Below are 19,830 nucleotides of genomic sequence, written 5' to 3' on the forward strand. Positions count from 1 at the left end.
AAAATTCAGGCACGAATTAGACGGATCACGGTTTTTCCAATTATCTTAAACCGTGTAATTCCGTGTAATCCGTGCCTGAATAAAATATAAAGAAGTTTCAACGCATCCTTTAACAGAGACAAAAACGCATTGAATCAATTATTTTTCAAGCAATGGAATTGAGAAACTAAATGTAGATCCGTCTCCCTTCTTTGAAGTAAACCACAGTTTACCACCATTCTTGACAACAAAGTCCTGACACAATAATAATCCGAGTCCCGAACCTTCTTCATTATTTGTACCGAAGGTACTGAAATGAGTATCAGTGTGCAACAACTTCTTCTGATTTTCGTCATCAATACCGCAACCACTATCTTTCACACTTACGATTGCCATACCATCTTCCTCTGTCAGTGACACCACTACTTCCGAACCTTCATTGCTAAACTTAATCGCATTGCTGATCAAATTACGAATCACTGTCTTAATCATGTCAATATCAGCACGAACAGCCACATTCTCTACAGGCACATCTTGTACTATCTTAATATTTTTCAGGCTGGCCACCATCGTAAAGATTTCACTTACGCCCTCTACGACTTCCACCATATTAATATCCTGATAAACCACTTTCAGCTTACCAATCTGGCTCTTCGTCCATTTCAGCAGATTATCAAGCAATGAGAATACATCTTCTGTTGTCTGATTAGCCATCGTTAGCAATTCATACATCTCATCACCGATTGTATCACTCGGCAAATTCAGAATCAGCATGTTCAATACCATCTTGATAGATCCCATTGGTGAACGCAAGTCATGTGCAATCACAGAATAGAGTTTGTCGCGTCCCATGATCGTCTTACGCAACTCTTCCGTTTGTGCAACAATGATTCTTTTCGCTGCAACCAACGAAATCTGGTGCGTCACACGAATAATCAATTCTTCTTTATTGAATGGCTTTGAAATAAAGTCATTACCACCCACCTGAAATCCTTTTACGATATCCGCCGTACTGTTTAGAGCAGTCAGGAAGATAATGGGAATTTCAGCCATTTCGGGGTCCGCTTTCATTTGTTGAGCTACCTCAAAGCCACTGATATCCGGCATCATTACATCCAGTAATACAAGATCCGGATTTTCCTTCTTCACTTGTTCCAACGCCTGCGTTCCATTACCGGCAGTCACAATTTTGAATTTCTCGTTAGTCAAAAGTACCTTTAATAAAAGGACGTTTGAAATCACATCGTCCACAATAAGGACTTTATATTCAGAAGGATTAATTTCCATATTCATAATTTTCTTTTTTTATGCTTCAGACATTTTTAAAATATTCAATCATACGCTTCAACCCCTCTTCAAGTTCAACAGTAGGCTGCCAGCCCAATTTCTCTTTAGCCAATGTAATATCCGGTTGGCGTTGCTTCGGATCATCATCCGGTAAAGACTTAAATACAATCTTCGAAGATGAACCGGTCATACTAATGATCCTTTCCGCCAATTCCAATACCGGAAATTCATTCGGATTCCCCAGGTTTATAGGACCTGTAAACTCGTCCTCCGTATTCATCATTCTTATCATTCCTTCAATCAAATCATCAATATACTGGAAGCTGCGTGTCTGCTTCCCATCACCATATATCGTTATATCTTCATTATTCAACGCTTGAAGAATAAAATTAGAAACAACCCGTCCATCATTCGGCAACATTCGCGGACCATACGTATTAAAAATACGGATAATCTTCACACGCACATTGTTCTGACGGTGATAATCCATAAATAACGTTTCTGCACAACGCTTTCCCTCATCATAGCAAGACCGGTATCCCACCGGATTCACATTTCCCCAATAGCTTTCCGGTTGCGGATGAACGATTGGATCTCCATATACCTCGCTCGTAGAAGCTTGCAGAATCTTGGCATCCAGTCTCATTGCCAATCCCAGCATATTAATAGCTCCCATCACAGATGTTTTGGCAGTTTGAATCGGGTCATGTTGATAATGAATGGGAGATGCCGGACAGGCCAAATTATAGATTTCATCTACTTCAGCCGAATAAGGATAAGTGACATCATGCCTCACCACCTCAAAATGATGATTATCCATCAAGTGAATGATATTATCTTTCGAACCCGTAAAAAAATTATCCAGGCATATCACGTCGTGACCTTCGTTTATAAGCCGTGTACAGAGATGAGAGCCTATAAAACCGGCTCCGCCACTTACCAATATTCTTTTCATTCTAAATATTTCTATTGTTTACTAAAGAGACGCTGTCTCTTCGTTTTGTTTATGGTCACAAATGTAACCGATTTGCTTAAAATAAACAATTTTCGGAGAGGATATTTTAAAAAAAAGAAGATTTAAATAGTTTCAATTTCCGAAACAACTTGCCACTGACAAATGTTTATAATAGAAAAGTATTATTTATTAGAACTATTATGATGACAAATAATCCAAATGCAAACCTCATAGAAGCGATGAAGGAAAAACTTCCGCTCAAAGGGCAACTAGCAGATATGTTAATGGACACGCTATATATAGGAAAAGAGGCAGTATACAGAAGATTGCGCGGTGAAGTGCCTTTCACCTTGCAAGAGTCGGCTCTTATTTCAAGAAAACTGGGTATATCGCTAGACAAGATTATAGGACTAAGTTTCAAATCGAACGCCATGTTCAATATAAACATTGTAGATTATGACGACCCGTTCGAGAGTTACTACAATATCCTTGAAAAATATGTCTCGCTGATTAATACGATACCGGATGACCCGAATTCTGTAATGGGAACTTCTGCCAACATTATTCCCCAGACTCTCTATCTGAAACATGAGCTTCTGGCAAAATTCCGTTTATTCAAATGGATGTACCAGAATAAATATATTGATTGCAAGAGTTTCGAAGAGTTGGATATTCCACCCAAACTGGTCAATATCCAAAAAGACTATGTAGCAATGACACGTCATATCCACTCCATAGACTATATATGGGATAATATGATTTTCCAGCATCTCATCAACGATATCCAATACTTCGCCAGCATCCATCTCATTTCCGACGAAACAAAAGAAGAAATCAAAAAAGAATTATTCTTATTGGTGGATGAACTGGAAGAACTGGCTATCAACGGTAAAACAGCCGGCGGCAATCGTGTACGCATTTATGTGTCGAATATCAACTTCGAGGCAACATATAGTTATGTAGACATCAATAACCTGCAACTGAGCCTCATACGTATTTATTCTATCAACTCCATTACCACGATGGACAACGAAATTTTCTGTACCTTGAAAGAATGGATTCAATCTCTGAAAAAGTTCTCCACTTTGATATCCGAAAGCGGCGAAATGCAGCGTATTCAATTCTTCAAGCAACAGCGAGAAATTATTGACGCTCTTTAATTTTATTTTCGCAGATTAGAACTTCAAAAAAAATTAAGTTCCAATAAATGAAAGTAGATAAGAATCTTATCTGCTTTTTTTCATTCCCTGTTCCCATACTACCCACTTGATTCCCAATCAGAAAAAGACCTGCACATTCATCTCTGTTTTACCACACAAATCTTTCAAACACAAGACGTAATTTTGCATAGAATGTATCACAGAGATTATTAACATTAAAATTAAAGGAACAAACAATGAAAAACGGTATTCTAAACGAATTAATATCTACAATGAGGGAGCGAATTCCTCAAGATATGAATCTGGCCAATACTTTGGCTGATATTTTATGCATGGGAAAGGAAGCTGTCTATCGCAGATTGAGGGGTGAGGTGTCTTTTACAATAGACGAAGTAGCGCTGCTTTCTCAAAAACTCGGTATTTCTATCGACCAGATTGTCGGTAGCCATGTATCTAATAAAGTTACTTTCGACCTGAACTTGCTTCATGCTTCCAGTGCGCTGGAAAGTTATTACGAAATAATCAACCGTTATCTGCAAATTTTCGACTATGTGAAAACAGATAATACGACGGAGGTGTATACTGCATCCAATTCCCTGCCCTTTACACTTTATTCTTCCTATGAGAATTTGTCTAAATTCCGTCTTTGCCGATGGATGTATCAGAATGGAGATATAAAGACGCCACATTCTTTGGAAGAGATGTCTGTGGATGAACGGATCGTCAATGTGCATAAGAAGCTGAGTGAAAGTATAAGACAGTGTCCAAAAACGTTTTTCATCTGGGACACAAATATCTTTTATTCTTTTGTGAAAGAGATCAAGTACTTTGCCAGTCTGAATCTGATAAGCAAGGACGATGTCATGCATTTAAAGGAAGAGCTTCTTCAGTTACTTGGCGTGGTAGAACATCTGTCCATAAAAGGAGAGTTCAGCGAAAACAAGAAAGTATCTTTCTATCTGTCCAATATCAGTTTCGAAGCCACTTACAGTTATATCGAGAAACATGATTACCAAGTCAGCCTGCTGCGGGTATATTCTATCAATTCGATGGATTCCCAAAGCTCGTATATTTGCCAGATGCAACGCAATTGGATTCAATCGTTGAAGCGCCACTCTATTCTGGTTTCAGAAAGTGGAGAAGCACAGCGTATCGCTTTCTTGCAAAATCAGTTGGAAGTTATCAATACCTTGTAAACAATTGTAGATTTTAGGATATAAAGGAAGGGGGGGTAAAAGACGAGCTGTATCAAAATGAAGACAAACAACATTCTGATACAGCTCTTTTCTTTTAGCTTTTATTCTATTGTGCGCACACAACGATACCAAGCCCAATCTGTGGATTCTCCAGTAGTCCATGCGCCGAATTCACCATTATTATGTCCGACCACCCAATAGCCGCCATCGCGTGAAGTCAATGTCCAATGTACAGCGCTAATCTTCTCGAATCCGCTCCCTGTCCAAGTAGTCGAACCACCGAAACCTTGGTTTTCAATGCTGGTAACGGCCCCTCCCATACTGAGCACCAGATACATCTCACGCTGGGTAGGCAGACGCCAGCCACTCCCTTTGTTTTCGCATGCCGCTTTTGCTTCCGACCAAGTTTTACCATTACTACTGGTATTTTCAATTTGAAACTTAGGAGCAATCTTATTCATCGCGTCACTTGTACCCGGAGTTTCACCTGAAGCAAATAATACCGAAGGATCCGTTCCTCCACTGGCATCACGAGAGACAATAGTGACCCCCGAGGATTCTACCGTTAGATAAGGGTACTTCTTTCCACTATTTGTATTATTCCTCACGCAACGGAAATAATTATTCTTGCTAACAGATTCGGAATCCAAAAAACCTGCCGACATCTCCATCCAAAAACGGGTAGCAGAGCCTTTAGCCTCATAGTATGATGAAGTCCAGTAATTACCGGTCCAGTTTTGATACCACCCATATATATTCTGGCTATCATGATTATTATAATTCTCTGCATTGCCACCCAAAGCATTTTCATAAGCGAATGACAGCAACAGTTCACTGGCAGTAGGCAGACGCCAACCATCGCCTATATTCCTACAGATATCCTCCGCATCGGCTACATTTTCCAACCGTCCCACACTTTGCTTCGTCTCGCCTATTTCCTTATAATATAGCCTGTTATCAAACCGAAGTGGATAAAGATAGAAAAGAGGTTCCCCTGCAGTTGTGTAAGATTTGGTTTCGGATACCATCTGAAGGTCAATCGTACGATAAAACGGGAATTCTTCATCCGACACAGTATGCATTACATTTCTGAACGTGATTCTTATCGTTCCACTTTTTCCCTCTTTCCACTTGCCAGGGTGAAGCTTCAGCCTAAAATCGTATCCGTGGCCAACCACATCATTACCCTTTCCGTCATCATAGCCTATGATAGACTCAAGATACATCTTGTCGTCCGCATTCTTTCTGCCTATAATTACATCATTATCCGAATCGGTCCGAATCAGTCCGGTACCATCATCGTTCGTTATATTCAATTCCTCAATATCCATAATTTCCCAATTGTTATTGACAAACAATTGCAAGTATTGCTCCGCACCCAGATTGACTTTATAAGTACGGCTATTGACTGTAGTGGGAATATATCGGAATGAGAATTCCAACTCCCCTTGATTGATGGGGAATTGTACATGAGTGAGGTATCCCTCCTTATCGTACAGGCCGAATAAGATGAAATCCCAACGCCACCACCAACCTTCACCATCTTCAACAGTACCATCACCTGCTCTTCGCGGATTAGGCTGTATGGTAAACGCCTGCACCCTTTCACTGAATGGTACCGTATTCGTCCTGTCTAATTGCGGAATTAAACCGCCGGCATTGTATTGGATCATACCGATATCGTTAGCGTCAAAAAGTTTACCTTCTATCTTATCCACGGAAAACATGACATACACCGTCTGCGGTTCGAGAGGGAGTTCGTCACCATCGGGATTTCTAATCGGGAAAAAAAGACCTCTCTCCAACACATTTCCGTATGCATCGACAAATTTGATAATTCCCGGATCTATCGTATACTGCGTCACTTCAATATTGTGAGTCAAGCGCCCTGCCGTCAACGTAACAGTAGCCTTACGCTCAACACCTATATTATCATTATTAAAATAAGGAATCTTCAATTTGAGTTGGGTATCATCGTTCGCAACGCCCGACGCCGCATCGGCTCCACCTTCAAATTTGAGCCAGTCGCTCCCTGCAGTAACGGTGGCCTTCCAACCGCCGGGATTGTCAGTAAAAACGTCTATGGCATAACTATTATTCTGGTATTGAGTTACAGCGACCTCCGATTCACCCACTCCGAGCATATATTGCCCATTGTAGACTACATCTTTGACCTTATCACGGTCATAGTGTATCAATCGGAATTTCAGGTTGGACATGACTGTATAGGATGCCAACGCCTCTCTAAAACTTGCATAACCGGTTCCTAACGCCTGAGTAATGGTAATGATGTATTTATGGTTTCGTTTCAAAGGCAAATATTCCACCTGCTCTCCTACATTTCCGGTTTTGGTGAAATCCACCCGGTAAAATGTCGATTCACCAGTACCGATCCTTCCTTTCACAATCAGGCAAGTGGCATCCTTACGGCTCGCTTCTCCGTCTTGTCCCACACCACCGGCATCCTCTGCCGCCAGGGATTCAAAGGTATAAATCTCCCCATCATAGGGTGTGTTACCCTTTACGGAATAAAGGATTGCATCCCCTTCCTCCGTCATTTTACCACTGTTCACAGGGAGAACCGGAGTATCCGGAGCCGGTTCAGTAACCTGCCCGTTCGTGTTCCATGCCGGAGCAATGTATCCGGTGGTATTGTAATTAGCCAGGTAAACCTCTTCGACCGTGAAATTCGAAGTGGCACTGTTATTACGGATATCGATACGCGCCAGCATACGTTTCATATTTATGCCAGTTATCGGATCCATCGAAGGAGTGATTTTGCTTATTACCTTCTCCCCGTACATCGGAATCCGCGTATACCCATCAGTCGTCGAACCGTCTGCCAGCCATTTGCCGGTCTGGGTGTGGAGCATCTTTTCCATTGCCTCAACCTTGGTGGTCGTTCCCTTCATGAAGCCCGACACAATATTATCAAGTTCCTTATTTGCCACAACCACGATGCAGGTAGATGCGGTAGTGGGAGAAAGCACAGCAGAGAAACTCACAGTGGAATTGTCAGCCAAGTCCTGAGTAACTCCTGTAGCGCTGACCCATTCCAGGTATACCGCCGGTGTTTTTGACATATCAAAAACAAGAATATCCACCGTTTCTATTTCGTCTTCTTTCTTTGCTGTTCCCGTTCCCGTCATCGTACGCGAAGATACGGACGGGAGGTTTACATCGGGAACCGTTAATGTAAACCGGATACCGTTTCCTGCCGGAGAAGGTGTTGATCCTAATTCTTCCTGTACGCATCCGGTAAGCCATACTGTCATCAACAAAACAGACAAAAGATAGTACCTTCTTATGATTGAAATCCCATATTGCATATTTCTATTTCCTTTCCTTAAACTTTAATATTGCATATTCGCCATTATGGCGCGGTCAATGTCACCGCTATTGGCAGATTATCACCATTCGTATTGGTTAGTGTGAGTGTAGCCGTATCACCGGACACAGCATCGGCTCTAAAGTAGAAGTAAACCACATCACCACTCACGCCACTTGTTTCGAGCATTGTCTCACTGTTAAGCAGAATTTTATCCGGATCCTGTATCTGGGTTATCTTCCACTCCCACGTTCCCGGGTTGCCCGAAGTAAAGACAAGCTTGCGACGTTGCATATTTCCGGTTCCACCATCACTGCCGTCCAATTCTACGTTCGAGGTCAACCACTCTCCGTTTTCTCTCCACTGGCTCAACAGTACATGATGTTGCAGATTACCGGCATTGATATAAAAGCCTGTTTCCCGCTTAATTCCGGTTCCGGAGTTAAATCCGGGCATCACAACCTGGATATTATAGGTATACACACCTCCCGAAAGGGATGTCTGAGTCATATTAACCGTTGCCCACGTATCCATAGTACTTTTGTTTAATGACGCACCCGGCAGATAGCCCGTATTCGGATTGGCATCATAATTCGTTTTCGCTTCTATATTGACAGTGACACCATCACCAGCCGTCTGTACCTTGGTCTGCGATAATTTGAGATAATACTGTTTGTCGAAAATCACATTCACCGGGCTTTCCGTCCATTCAAGCGGCGTGGCTGAAAGCTGATAGGTTTCGTTGGATATCGTAAGATTGTAGTTGATGTACTCGCCCGACTCCCAAGAGTGCGGGTTCTTGGCGATAATATCACTGAACAGGAATTCCCGGTCGCCAAAGTTGGTGGTAACAACGATTTTGGCGGTTGCGGAGAAAGCGTCGGTCGGCAACATGAGGAATGTATCCCCCATCAAGGTGGCATCTTCGGTCACCGTTTTGTTATCGGTGAGAGTAGAAACGACCTTCCCGGTGGCGACATCGCTCCAGACAAACTTTGGTTTGCCGTTTTTCGTCGTGGTAGTCGGAATTTCAGTCATGGCAAGTTTACCGCTTTTTCCCACATTTTGGAATTCTATTTTCTCGATAATCACCTCATCCGGTACAGGAGCTACTTTCTTGAATGTAAAGGTAACCTTGGTCAATGTGTGGTAGAAGTGTATATTCACACCCTCAACCCATACAGGACCCGATATAGCCGCCAGTACATCGACATGATTGGTGGCGGATGCATTCGCTGTATAATTCAGCACCATTTCTCCGGGATCAGTGAAACTCGCAGTAGGCGCATTCGCATCGCTGTACGGATACCAGGAGAAGAACTTCATGCTCGCATTCAACAATCCGGGCCAATATTGCAACGGCGAGATGATGGCTGTCAGGTCGGCGTTAACCGTGGCACTTGCATTGAAGTATGGTTGGGGAACGGAAGCATTGGGAGTCAGTGAGCCGTAAAGACCGAAAGTCTCTTCTTTCAGATCGGTATTCGAAGAGATTGCCGCACCACGAGTGTAGACATAGCCGCCTTCTCCGATACGTTGCACAACAATTAATTCCTTATCACACGTCATCTCTTCTCTGACACACGAAAAGAGGACAGCCGAAAGGACAGCCATTGCCATAATCATCCTAATATTATTAATAGTCTTTATCATCTTACTTCTTTTCCGAAATTAAAAACAATCAACGAAAGATATTACAAACCCAGATCCAAGTCAATATCTTGTCTTTCACCCCAATCTTCCACGCTTATCGTCAGTATCTGAATACCTATTTTTCCGACGCGTGCCGTTACCTGATACACGTTGTTCCGACGGATCTCCGTAAAAGGTTGCGCCGTCGGACTGCCTGTGTCGTCAACTTTTGTTACGCTTTCAATTACTTTCTCGGTTATTCCAGTGACGTCCGAAGGTCCTTTCGGGACATTAGACATACTGATAGACAGTCGGTCGGAATAATCCGACTTGAATAGGCGTTCGGCTGTGTAGAACGAGCAAAGCAACTTCCGGTTTTCAGCTCCGGCAGCCGATGAATATGCCCAGGTTTCTGTAGTCGTAGCCGTCCAGCTATGCGTTAACAAATTGCTTTCCGACACGTCTTCCTTCACTTTTCCGTAGTTTTTTGAAGAGTCGGCGTTATCACGCGTACCGTTATCCACGTTTCCCATCACGAAATAGCTATCGTGAGAGAAATTATGCAAGGTGACACTGGTGCTTCCGGCAGTATATCCGGTCACCGCCCCGCCGTCTATAGCTTCGATAAAGACATCTACTCTGGCTACGGCACGTTCGATCACCATTTGTACTGTTTTGGTTTCATCGGGTGCTATGGAAATATCCCGGATCACTCCTGTCATAGGCATTCCGGTTGCCGAAATAATCTGCCCGTCACTATTCAGTATGCTGGAGATATCGTAAATCATCTCCTGCAACGTCAAAAGATTGGCTATACCGTCAAGTTTGCTTGTGAGGCTCTGCGGTTCGTTGGCAATAACTACGACCAGGATATCATTGCTGGAAGTCACTTCGAGAAGTTGCGCATCTATATCAGTAGCTGTCTCCGGAGTACTCAACAGGATGTGTTCATTCACATCCAGCCTCACGCCACCGGGCGTGCTGCCGAATACGATAAACCGCATGGAGTTTATCTTCTCCTGTTGTTCCACATCCCCATTGTTCACCAAGTCGATGCTAAGTTGCGCCCTAGTAGTATGGGCAGGCAACTCATAAGCCACATCAGCTTCTCTACTACATGAGAACAAAAGGATGGTGGATGCCAGACAAATGATATGTAATAGTTTTTTTCTCATTCTTAAACTTCCATCCCGTGGAGCCAATGAATCCAGTTCCCCACGACAATACCAATTTGAAGGAATCCTCCTCCGGTTTTTTCAACAACTGTAAATATCAGGTTCCATTCACTCTGCCTGTCAAGATATTCCTGAAAGGGAAGTTCCGTTCCGTCGTAACGGGAAACCGGCCGTGCAATACTCAAAAGTGTCATCAGATTGTAGCTCCAGACTTCCGCTTCGGTATTCGCATCCCTTATAATAAATTTATAATCCCATCCGCTCCTGTTGAACAAACGCATCGTGTTCAGGCGTGCGGACATAACCACGTCGGATATTTCACCCGGACCTGTATAGTAAGGCACATAAGTAACCGGCCCTTGTCCTGCTGGTTCGTTTTCCCAGGAATAAGCTGCATTTTCCGGCGCCTGAATTTCAAATGTATATTGTGTGCCATTCACTTTATTTTCCTCATATCCCATTAACGCGAGATTAAACCGATTGGTGTCACGTATCAGGTTCACCGGATAAATTTTATGGTCGGTACTGGATGGCAGGTGGTCTACTTCCACAACCTCTCCGAAATAAAGATGCTGAAACTCGAAATCAACAACATCCGTCTCCCGCTTCAGGGATACAATGACCTGTTGGAGGGTGGTAGTTCCCGGTGCCAGTTTATTACCTGCATTGTCCGAAAGCCGGAATCTGTCAGACAGACTTCCGACGGTCAGTACTTTATAACTTCCGAAATCGAGCTCGTCGGTCAACGACATCCGGTTTCCACCAACCAGCGCAGCAACCTCGGCACTTTTGGTGAAAAGCAATTTATCATCGCTGTCGAACACAAGTACATCCACCGATTTAACCTGCGGATTAAATGCATCCGCATATTCCATATTGTAGTCGAATACAAATTCCAACCAAAGTTCGCACCGTGGAAGGTCTTCGCGTATACTGTCGCACGAAGCCATACATAGCATCGAAGCAACGATAAGGAATAGCGATTTAGTTTTTCCGAACATATCTTTTTCTTTTAGGGGGCAACCCTATCGGTTTGCCATTTTATATTGTCAGAGATCTCTATTTTGTGACCTCCGGTTATTTCCTCTTTTAGGGGCGCGCTTTGCATTTCATTGCATCTCGGATGCGCCGGTATATTTCAGTGCTGTTTTTGGGAAGCCTGTCACCGGCTTGTTTTTACTTTTTTCGGCGGCCTGTTCCGCACGGAATATCTATTAAAAAAAGTACAGGGCAGGCAGTCCGCACTGCCCTGTTTTCTTTGAAAGTAAAGAGTTTATTTAGATTTCGAAATTTGTAGTCCAGTATATCCACGGAGCAACTTTAATCTCAAAGTGGAGATAAGCACCTTTCTTATCGATATCTTCTTCTTCATCCGGATCTTCGGGTCCACCACCAGGATACCACGGTGTACCGTTACCATTTACCTTTGTCAGCGTAAGCGTATAATAGTTATTACGTACTACACCGTATTTTCCATACTCCATATAAGAGTTGGCTGCATTGTCATGACGAATCTCATAGTAGTAATAGTTGAGACTCTTTGGATACCAATAGATGCAACCTTCTTTTTTACACAGTTCACCACCATTCTTAATGTTGTTGTCATCAAGAATAGTCTGTGTAAGAAGAGCAAAACTACCCGGATCATTGGTGGTAAGTTCAGATTGTATCTGAGTATAGAACAGTTCGCATGCTGTAACCAAGAGTTTCTCCTGGGCGGTCATAGGGTCTGAGTTTGTTTGTTTAGCTTTAGCAGGTGTATAAGCAGCCAGCAAGTCAGCAAAACTTTTGAAGTTTACAGAGTTAGTTCCGTTAGGAAGACGATACCAGTCATCTCCCAAAGTAAATTCACCGGACTTCCAAGGTGCATACTGTCCCTTAAGTACCAGACGCGTAGCCGCACCGAACTTCTGATATCCTTCAGCCATCGTATTCTCGATACAGTATTTATAATTATCACCCGCATCTGCACTTTCAGCAACCCACTCTACCTTAGGTTCGCGGTTAGCATCAAGTGTATTCTTAACAATGCCTGTAAGATATTCAGTTCCACCTGCAGTCGTAAAGTTCGGGTCAACTGTATAGAAGTTACTTTTGTAGAATCCGGTAGTATGAGATGACGCTGTGGTAGTCTTCTTTGCAAAAGGATAGAACAGAGAGTTATAGTAGTCTATAGTCCAGTTTCCAAAATCAAATTGTCCAAGACTTGCATTTGTTCCATCTTCAAAAGGTCCAACTGCTAATGGACTGCCAATCATAACTTCCAACTTTGCAGCAAGGCGTTCTATCTCAAGAGTAGCCGGATTACTTTTCGCTGCATTCTGAGCTTGCGCTTCCGATTTATAGTCACTGACCAAAACAATCTTGTCCGATACATCGAGCAGACATTCATCTTTCCATGCATGATTGGATGGATCCGAATCGGAATCATCGTAGAATCCGACATTAATCATTGCACAACCATTGGAGTGTACAACCTCCTCTACCAGATAAGCATTGTTGGGCTTAGTATTGTTTTCAGGAACTGTAACCATTGCATTGATGGTAGCATAGGTTGCACCCTCTGAAAGGTTATCCAAGCGATCCTTTAATTGGTAACCCGGATTGGCTATAACAAGCAAATACTTAGTATTCGGATCCACTTTAACCGGAGTATTCGGAGTCGTAACTCCACTATTTGTTCCGAAAGAACCTGATCCCAATACCGTGGCATACTTAGTTGCCTTTTCATCCTTAGTCACCACCTTACCCGCATCGAACGTAATCACATAAAGCTCATTAATCGCGCTTTCTGCAGGCAAAGCCGGCTGTTCACCAGAAGCACGTGAACCAGGCACTTTTGGATTAGTCAGACTAATTGATACGTAAGCTACATCATAACCTGCTCCCCCTTCAACCTCCGGATTTTCCTCCAGATTCTCATTTGAACAACTTGCCAATGCCACAACGGCCAGCAACGAAACTAAAATTGATTTAATCTTTAGCATAATACAAAAAATTATTAGAATTAATACATATATAATTTCCCACTTAATTAGTAAGTTTTACTTACCATTTTTTCTCATTTCGGCAGCATTAGCCTTCTTCCTGACTAATTCTTCCAGATTGCCCCTAGCTGCATCCAGACCTGACTGCTCTGCGACCTTCAAATACTTCTTCGATAATTCATAATCTCCCTTCATTAACATTAATATTCCCATAGCATTATTATATTCCGGCAAATTCTTATTCGAATTCACCATGCTCAGATAACGTTCGGCCGAAACCAGATCATTGCGTGATAAAGCGGCAGTAGCAGCATTTATATTTGCAATCTCACTCTGTGGATACATCCGGACAGCCGTTTCGAACACATCAATAAATTCTTGCGAGCCTGTCGGATAGGTATTAGCTACCAGAAACATTTCATTCAAGCTCAAATTCTGCGGACGCGTCTTGATAATCTCTTTCGCTTCCTCCACACTAAAATCCCTCACTTCATAATTCACTTTGCAGATAGCCACACGCAGACTTGGGAAAATATACTTCAACAAGTATCGGTAAGGCGTCCCTCCATGAAGTTGCATCAGTTTTGTTTCTCTTCCTTTTTCAATAGGTATGTTCCTGATAATATCCAGCACTTCGTCTTTATATTCCAATTCGATTGTTTCAAGCGCTTTCTCCAGTCCGTCCCAGTTTTCACCTCCAAAGACAATGTAGTATTGGTTTCTCGGAAAATCGTACCTGTATGCCAGATAATCCCGAAGCGCCATAGCACGCCCTTCAGACAGACGTTTGTTCGCTGCCAATGTTCCTTCCGGAGAAGCATAACCGATAATATCCAGACGGTTCACTTTCACATTCGGATCGGACTTCAGCTCATCGATCATCTTGCGGATTTTAGCTAGTTCCTGAGGATTATTCATGTATTCGGGACGAATATTGACTTTATTCACCTCGAAATCCAGAAAACATTCTGCTTGAATATCCCGTTGTTTGATTTCTTCCGCTTTCGGTTGCAGATAAGCAAACTGAGGAACCACTACGTAAGGCGTCCATACACGTTCCAACGTCACTTTGCCAAACTCCTCTATGTTCATCAATGCCGTTTCGCCGCAACCACATTCATCACGCTGCACGTCCAAGCGCGCATCCTTCATCCATGATTCGAACGGAACCAGATATTGATACCGAATCGTATCATTTCTTAGTTTTCCAGCTTTTTCCACTATATATGGCTTCTCGTAGTTTCTTTTCTCTTTGGCATTCATCAACGCAAGCTCACGCTCATACGCCAGATACTCGTCACGACCTTTAATAGAAACTTTCGGAAGATTCTGAGTACGTCCGGGAGTCACCAGCCGCGGAATAAAATCCATTCCCCGGGCAGATTTCACTTTCACATTATTCAAAACAAAATCTATATCGACATGAATAAAATCACCTTTCTGTTCCAACCGCACCGGATTCACAGTAATGCCACCTTCGTAAGAGCGGGATTGAGCCATAGCTGTGTTTATATTCAGGCTGCAAACCACCAACATACACACAAGGAAACCTATTTTTCTTATTATCATACTCCTCATTATTTAATTACATAAATAAGTGACACACTTGCTTTAGTAGGCCCGAAATAGTTTTTGCTGCTTTCCTTTAGTCTCGTACCACAAGTAGCGCAAGGATACTTGTCATATACAATGTGCGCATATCCCACTCCGACAGATGTTTCTATACTCCAGCGTTTTTTCAGAATCCACGAATATCCTACGGAAAAGCCACCACCATAAAGATATCCCTGATAACGCGTATGCTGCATATTGTCACTGATAAAAGACCAGTCGGGCCATCCCCCTACATTGAAATCGGCATAATGTCCATGCATTCCGACAAACATACGGCGAAAACTCTCACAAAACCAGTAACGGATTTCGGGTTGTACCCCCAAATGACGGAGGCGTTTGCCGTCGGAAAGTTTCCACGGATTATAATTGACCGGAATATCCAGCGTCCATTTACGCGCCAGTCCGATCTCCAGTCCCAGATTCATGGTAGTAGTAGCGTCATACAGCAGATTGCTTTTCAGCGCAACCTTCTGGGCATGACCCTCGGAAATGGCACATCCGAGCATGAATAATATGAGTATAGCAACTTTCTTCATTTATATCACATTTACTGTTGTTTATTGCCCCAATTGAGTAACATCTATTTTTATGCGTTGCACATTACTGATGCCCGTTTTAACGGAAGACACCATTGTTGTGAGATGTACGATTCCGTTTCTGGAATCCGCCTCTACATTGGGCAATACCTTAATATAGATCTTACCGTCTTCAACGATAATGCGTTCTTCTCCTGTATGTCCCTCCGGCATTACGGAAGAATACAGACGAATCCAATTTTTAGCACTTTCATCCACTTCGCCCGTAAGGCAGAAATAATCGATTTCATACACCTCCGAATTTGAATTTCCAGTAGGCATGAGCTGAAGTGTACTTCCCGTAGCAGGAACAGCTTCCCTTTGTCTAATATGAACTTCTTTTTCCAAATTTCCTGTTTTTAATGTTATAAATTCATGGGGATAGTTTCTTGAGTGTCACTAATAAGACAGAGAGCCAAGCAAAGGATTGCTCAACGGCTTAGTCAACAACCTGGCATATATATCCGCACAAGTTGTCACCTTCGATGTTAATTGAAAGAGAGTGCCGGTCACATTCGACCCCTGCACACACATCACAGATAATAAAAAAATCAAATATAAAATACTGATTGTAAGTTTTGTTATTTCTCTCATTAATTCTCCAATATACTTTCTTCTACTTCTTGTATATCTCTCTTATTTCTCTTTTTGCTTTTCTCTCTGGACAATATTTTTGTCCAAATCTCATATTGCAAATTTCGGAATATTAAAGGAGATACAAAATTGTATTCATTTCTGTTACAGAGAATCAACTTAGAATAAAGGGGCTAATTATGCAGGTAGCGAACAAGAGGGTTGCGAAATTCACAACAAAAATATTTAATATCCTCATTTCTTTCGATATGCGAACATTAAAAAAATCCCAAGTTTCTCTCATAAAAACTTGGACAATGGAGGGAAGTTATGGTTTTCTGTGTCATTTAGACACAACTTAGGCACAAATTAGACAAAAGACATAGCTATTTTATACAACAAAATAGCCCAATAACTTGTATAATTTGTGCCTAAATGACAAAAAGTTCAATTTCTATATGTATATATAGTTATCAAATTATAAGGTTTTACGCTCTGTTTCCGTAGGTGCCACCTCATCAGGAATACTGAATTCGCGATTAGCAAACAGATCGGCAAGTCCTGAAATTTGTTTCAGACGCAACAATTCATCACGATCCATACCAATATTTTTCATTATCCATTGATCGGACATACCTGCCTTGTCAAGTTCCGCAACAATGTTGCACATCAATTCAATGTTATGCATTCCACGCGCACGGTTGTGCCGGATGGTCGAACTCATACGGTTAGACAGGTCTTTGTCTATCACCACAATCGGCAATAAGCCGTTTTCACGCTTATAGATTCGTTGGGAAGTTTTCAATACCGTATAGCGATGGTAGCCGTCCACCAGTATATAATGGTCTTCATCTTTATTGTAGTAACATACACATGGCATTGTAAAGCCATCTTCCCAAATAGAAAGTTCCAGCAACTTCATTTCAGGCGGTGCAACGACATTCGGATTATAATCGTTCGCATATACTTTTTCTACGGGTACCGCTTTTACCTCGTAAACAGGGCTTTTATCTACACTCATGATACTATGATTCTATATTGTTCCATAATTTGACTCCTCTTACTCATCTCCTCCTTCGTAGGTGAGAATCCCATATATTTGCAGGCATGGTCATTTTTAAGAATACAAACACACATTCGCTTATACGTGGGTATTTCTTTGAATTCCGGAATGTCGATATCATCCTGATATTCCATACGTACCGGTTTTTTCAACGTTTTGTAGTTACTGTTGTCCATAACGATAATCGGTACTTTCGCATCAATCAACTTTCGGATGGTAGCATCACTTAGACATCCACCTTTTGTCCGCCAGAAATTCACGCTCACTGAAAGTTTACGAAGATAGTTTTTCCTCGCCCGTTCCGGCAAAGTGGACAACAAGAAATACATAAACTCTCGCCATGTATATCCTTCAGGAAGTTTCACCGACTGCCATCCCATCGCATGAGTACCGCCATACATACCGGTAAAGTTCACACCGTTCACCCTTCCGACCATTTTGCCCCAGGTATTGGGATCTAGCACCCGATAAAGTTGCAGACTCTCTTGCGCTTCGTTAATAAAAGGACTTGCTACACGCTGACGCTCCAAATTGACTCCGGCACGATAGTAAAGGTCATATAAAGTATTATAATCCCACTGGAATTTTCCATTGGCCGTCCATACATCCGTTGTCTTCCAGTCGAATATAGGATAGGCATTATAAATATCATTCCCTACTTTTGAAGTCCATTTGTATTTATGATACATCTGGAATTTACGGCTCATATAGATACATCTCCACCGGTTGAAACTCTCCTGTGTACGGATTCCGATCAGACAACAAGTGCGCACTGCGTCATTTTTGTTGTGTATCCATTGCGCAAAACGCATCTGGAATTCATAATCCCACATGGTTGTATTATAAAAAGGAAAATCATCTTTGGTCATTGCCTTTTTAGGCATGGAACGAACCCATATATTCTTTTTATTATCTTCCCAGGGACGCCAAAAGGATTGATACATCGAGGTACAGGTAGCCACACGGAAAGGAATACATACCCGGTACACATCCAGAATATCCTTGTTAGCTTCCAACATCCGGTCCACATAGTCGATGGTCATTTTATACTGGATTTCATAATCCATGTGAAAAACTCCCAAACGTACCTTCAGGTTATTCTTCCGGATATAATCGATACACATATTCAGCAGTACCCCGCTGTCTTTACCTCCGGAGAATGACACATATATATTATCAAATTCATTAAATATAACTTTTAGTCGTTCTTGTGCTAATTCATATACATTCTTTGTGCCTGCTATTTTCTTTTTCGCCATAAGTTATCTATACATTTTTACATACCGTGTCCATTTCTTGTCCATCGATACAAATTCAAACTTTTCAAATGTTTCTTTATCTTGTACCAGTGTGACCGAATTGAGCAACCAACTCTCAGGCCCGAATTCCGCAATAACGGCAGGCAACAAATGCGACAGGATTTCCTCCCGTCCGGCGTCTTCTGCCTTTACATAATAATTATTGATTACAGCTTTCTTCCGGCTTTTCTGTTCCACCGGCACGAAGCCCACCACTTCTTTATCTTCAATCGCAATAAACCACACATACTCTTCGCCCGTCTTGAAAGGGTAATTATTGTTTGCGCGTATCACTTCGGGATCCATCACCATCGGCGCCACAAGCCGATATAAATGTTTGTCTTTTCCTTTTAATCGTATTATCTGTATCATATCATTCAAAAATGGACACACAAAAATAAGGAAAAAATATCAAATTCGTCATTTCTGTTCCTAAAACATTTGTTTTTCATGTTATTATCTCTATATTTCGATATTTTTGAAATCACCCGTCCGTCATTCCTCTCTCACGTTTAAAGTAAGTCAGTATGGTGGCAAAGCTTAGATATTCCCGCCCGGGAGTATGCGACCGGCTTTGAAATTGATAACGGGCAAAGATGACTTCACATGCCAGTTTATATTTAAAATGCAGCTTTAAGCGGTGCTGTAAAAACTCAAACACCCGACAGAGATATGCAAACACGTCTCCCACTTTGTCATTGGGAATCACTCGTGGCTCACGATGCGTATCCGATATGTGTTCCATTTCACTAAGAACATATTCCAGCTGCTCTATTTCCTCGCTAGTGTTTTGCATTGTACATTTCATTTGTTCTATTTTCTCTTCCTGACGAATGTACTGTTCACGCTTTCGTTGTAAACGTTCTTTTATGTTCTCTATTCCTTTTGACATTATAAAATTTAGTTATATATAAACGGTTTGACCTTACTGATTATTAACCGGGAAAATGCCATATAAAATCTAATCTCACATGCAAATATAGAGAAGATTGTTTAAATAATTAGATT

16 protein-coding genes are annotated in these 19,830 nt (G+C 42.0%); 2 read left to right on the plus strand and 14 right to left on the minus strand.

What is annotated here, in order from left to right:
• Positions 1 to 138 precede the first annotated feature (138 nt).
• Positions 139 to 1,272: a hybrid sensor histidine kinase/response regulator gene (locus DW173_RS02435; protein WP_008017655.1), complete on the minus strand. Its 1,134-nt coding sequence runs from the start codon at positions 1,270 to 1,272 to the stop codon at positions 139 to 141.
• A 19-nt stretch (positions 1,273 to 1,291) separates the two neighbouring features.
• A complete protein-coding gene (locus tag DW173_RS02440) occupies positions 1,292 to 2,221 on the minus strand; it encodes a UDP-glucuronic acid decarboxylase family protein (RefSeq protein WP_004300450.1) in 930 nt (309 codons plus the stop codon).
• 200 nt (positions 2,222 to 2,421) lie between these two features.
• Between DW173_RS02440 and DW173_RS02445 the strand changes: the two genes are divergently transcribed.
• Both DW173_RS02445 and DW173_RS02450 read left to right on the plus strand, forming a co-directional pair.
• Positions 2,422 to 3,381 carry a hypothetical protein gene (locus DW173_RS02445; RefSeq protein ID WP_120143622.1) on the plus strand — a complete coding sequence of 320 codons (960 nt, stop codon included), beginning with the start codon at positions 2,422 to 2,424 and terminating at the stop codon, positions 3,379 to 3,381.
• Between the two features lie 236 nt (positions 3,382 to 3,617).
• Positions 3,618 to 4,577: a hypothetical protein gene (locus tag DW173_RS02450; RefSeq protein WP_055235108.1), complete on the plus strand. Its 960-nt coding sequence runs from the start codon at positions 3,618 to 3,620 to the stop codon at positions 4,575 to 4,577.
• A gap of 101 nt (positions 4,578 to 4,678) precedes the next feature.
• Here the strand turns inward: DW173_RS02450 and DW173_RS02455 are convergent, their stop codons facing one another.
• The 12 genes from DW173_RS02455 to DW173_RS02515 all read right to left on the minus strand — a co-directional run bounded on the left by DW173_RS02455 (position 4,679) and on the right by DW173_RS02515 (position 19,714).
• Entirely contained in the window at positions 4,679 to 7,906 is a 3,228-nt protein-coding gene (locus DW173_RS02455) for a fimbrial protein (RefSeq protein WP_120143623.1), read from the minus strand.
• Between the two features lie 44 nt (positions 7,907 to 7,950).
• Positions 7,951 to 9,558: a fimbrillin family protein gene (locus tag DW173_RS02460; RefSeq protein ID WP_120143625.1), complete on the minus strand. Its 1,608-nt coding sequence runs from the start codon at positions 9,556 to 9,558 to the stop codon at positions 7,951 to 7,953.
• 41 nt (positions 9,559 to 9,599) lie between these two features.
• Entirely contained in the window at positions 9,600 to 10,712 is a 1,113-nt protein-coding gene (locus DW173_RS02465; protein ID WP_120143627.1) for a hypothetical protein, read from the minus strand.
• A 2-nt stretch (positions 10,713 to 10,714) separates the two neighbouring features.
• Positions 10,715 to 11,713 (minus strand): FimB/Mfa2 family fimbrial subunit, encoded by a 999-nt coding sequence (locus tag DW173_RS02470; RefSeq protein WP_120143629.1) that lies wholly within the window; start codon positions 11,711 to 11,713, stop codon positions 10,715 to 10,717.
• Positions 11,714 to 11,989: 276 nt separating this feature from the next.
• Positions 11,990 to 13,699 (minus strand): Mfa1 family fimbria major subunit, encoded by a 1,710-nt coding sequence (locus DW173_RS02475; RefSeq protein ID WP_004308188.1) that lies wholly within the window; start codon positions 13,697 to 13,699, stop codon positions 11,990 to 11,992.
• 57 nt (positions 13,700 to 13,756) lie between these two features.
• The gene (locus DW173_RS02480; protein ID WP_004313608.1) at positions 13,757 to 15,268 is read right to left on the minus strand and encodes a DUF3868 domain-containing protein; all 1,512 of its coding nucleotides are present in this window, start codon (positions 15,266 to 15,268) and stop codon (positions 13,757 to 13,759) included.
• An 8-nt stretch (positions 15,269 to 15,276) separates the two neighbouring features.
• A complete protein-coding gene (locus tag DW173_RS02485; RefSeq protein ID WP_004313607.1) occupies positions 15,277 to 15,849 on the minus strand; it encodes a DUF3575 domain-containing protein in 573 nt (190 codons plus the stop codon).
• Positions 15,850 to 15,870: 21 nt separating this feature from the next.
• A complete protein-coding gene (locus DW173_RS02490) occupies positions 15,871 to 16,236 on the minus strand; it encodes a hypothetical protein (protein WP_004313606.1) in 366 nt (121 codons plus the stop codon).
• Positions 16,237 to 16,939: 703 nt separating this feature from the next.
• Entirely contained in the window at positions 16,940 to 17,482 is a 543-nt protein-coding gene (locus tag DW173_RS02500) for an IbrB-like domain-containing protein (RefSeq protein WP_004313605.1), read from the minus strand.
• Positions 17,479 to 18,783, minus strand: coding sequence for a DUF3440 domain-containing protein (locus DW173_RS02505; RefSeq protein ID WP_120143630.1), 1,305 nt, complete (start codon positions 18,781 to 18,783; stop codon positions 17,479 to 17,481). The genes DW173_RS02500 and DW173_RS02505 overlap by 4 nt, the downstream gene beginning before the upstream one ends.
• A 3-nt stretch (positions 18,784 to 18,786) precedes the next feature.
• Positions 18,787 to 19,194 carry a hypothetical protein gene (locus tag DW173_RS02510; RefSeq protein WP_008022169.1) on the minus strand — a complete coding sequence of 136 codons (408 nt, stop codon included), beginning with the start codon at positions 19,192 to 19,194 and terminating at the stop codon, positions 18,787 to 18,789.
• Between the two features lie 112 nt (positions 19,195 to 19,306).
• Positions 19,307 to 19,714 (minus strand): hypothetical protein, encoded by a 408-nt coding sequence (locus tag DW173_RS02515; RefSeq protein ID WP_055236513.1) that lies wholly within the window; start codon positions 19,712 to 19,714, stop codon positions 19,307 to 19,309.
• Positions 19,715 to 19,830 lie beyond the last annotated feature (116 nt).

This window comes from Bacteroides sp. AM16-13 (genome assembly GCF_003602705.1).
GTDB classification, from domain to species: Bacteria; Bacteroidota; Bacteroidia; order Bacteroidales; family Bacteroidaceae; genus Bacteroides; species Bacteroides xylanisolvens.

Bases quoted from the DNA above. Each gene is read 5' to 3' on its own strand.
- DW173_RS02470 (WP_120143629.1), bottom strand. From the start codon at position 11,713: ATGTTCGGAAAAACTAAATCGCTATTCCTTATCGTTGCTTCGATGCTA.
- DW173_RS02465 (WP_120143627.1), bottom strand. From the start codon at position 10,712: ATGAGAAAAAAACTATTACATATCATTTGTCTGGCATCCACCATCCTT.
- DW173_RS02515 (WP_055236513.1), bottom strand. From the start codon at position 19,714: ATGTCAAAAGGAATAGAGAACATAAAAGAACGTTTACAACGAAAGCGT.
- DW173_RS02500 (WP_004313605.1), bottom strand. From the start codon at position 17,482: ATGAGTGTAGATAAAAGCCCTGTTTACGAGGTAAAAGCGGTACCCGTA.
- DW173_RS02460 (WP_120143625.1), bottom strand. From the start codon at position 9,558: ATGATAAAGACTATTAATAATATTAGGATGATTATGGCAATGGCTGTC.
- DW173_RS02450 (WP_055235108.1), top strand. From the start codon at position 3,618: ATGAAAAACGGTATTCTAAACGAATTAATATCTACAATGAGGGAGCGA.
- DW173_RS02475 (WP_004308188.1), bottom strand. From the start codon at position 13,699: ATGCTAAAGATTAAATCAATTTTAGTTTCGTTGCTGGCCGTTGTGGCA.
- DW173_RS02435 (WP_008017655.1), bottom strand. From the start codon at position 1,272: ATGAATATGGAAATTAATCCTTCTGAATATAAAGTCCTTATTGTGGAC.
- DW173_RS02505 (WP_120143630.1), bottom strand. From the start codon at position 18,783: ATGGCGAAAAAGAAAATAGCAGGCACAAAGAATGTATATGAATTAGCA.
- DW173_RS02480 (WP_004313608.1), bottom strand. From the start codon at position 15,268: ATGATAATAAGAAAAATAGGTTTCCTTGTGTGTATGTTGGTGGTTTGC.
- DW173_RS02440 (WP_004300450.1), bottom strand. From the start codon at position 2,221: ATGAAAAGAATATTGGTAAGTGGCGGAGCCGGTTTTATAGGCTCTCAT.
- DW173_RS02455 (WP_120143623.1), bottom strand. From the start codon at position 7,906: ATGCAATATGGGATTTCAATCATAAGAAGGTACTATCTTTTGTCTGTT.
- DW173_RS02510 (WP_008022169.1), bottom strand. From the start codon at position 19,194: ATGATACAGATAATACGATTAAAAGGAAAAGACAAACATTTATATCGG.
- DW173_RS02445 (WP_120143622.1), top strand. From the start codon at position 2,422: ATGATGACAAATAATCCAAATGCAAACCTCATAGAAGCGATGAAGGAA.
- DW173_RS02485 (WP_004313607.1), bottom strand. From the start codon at position 15,849: ATGAAGAAAGTTGCTATACTCATATTATTCATGCTCGGATGTGCCATT.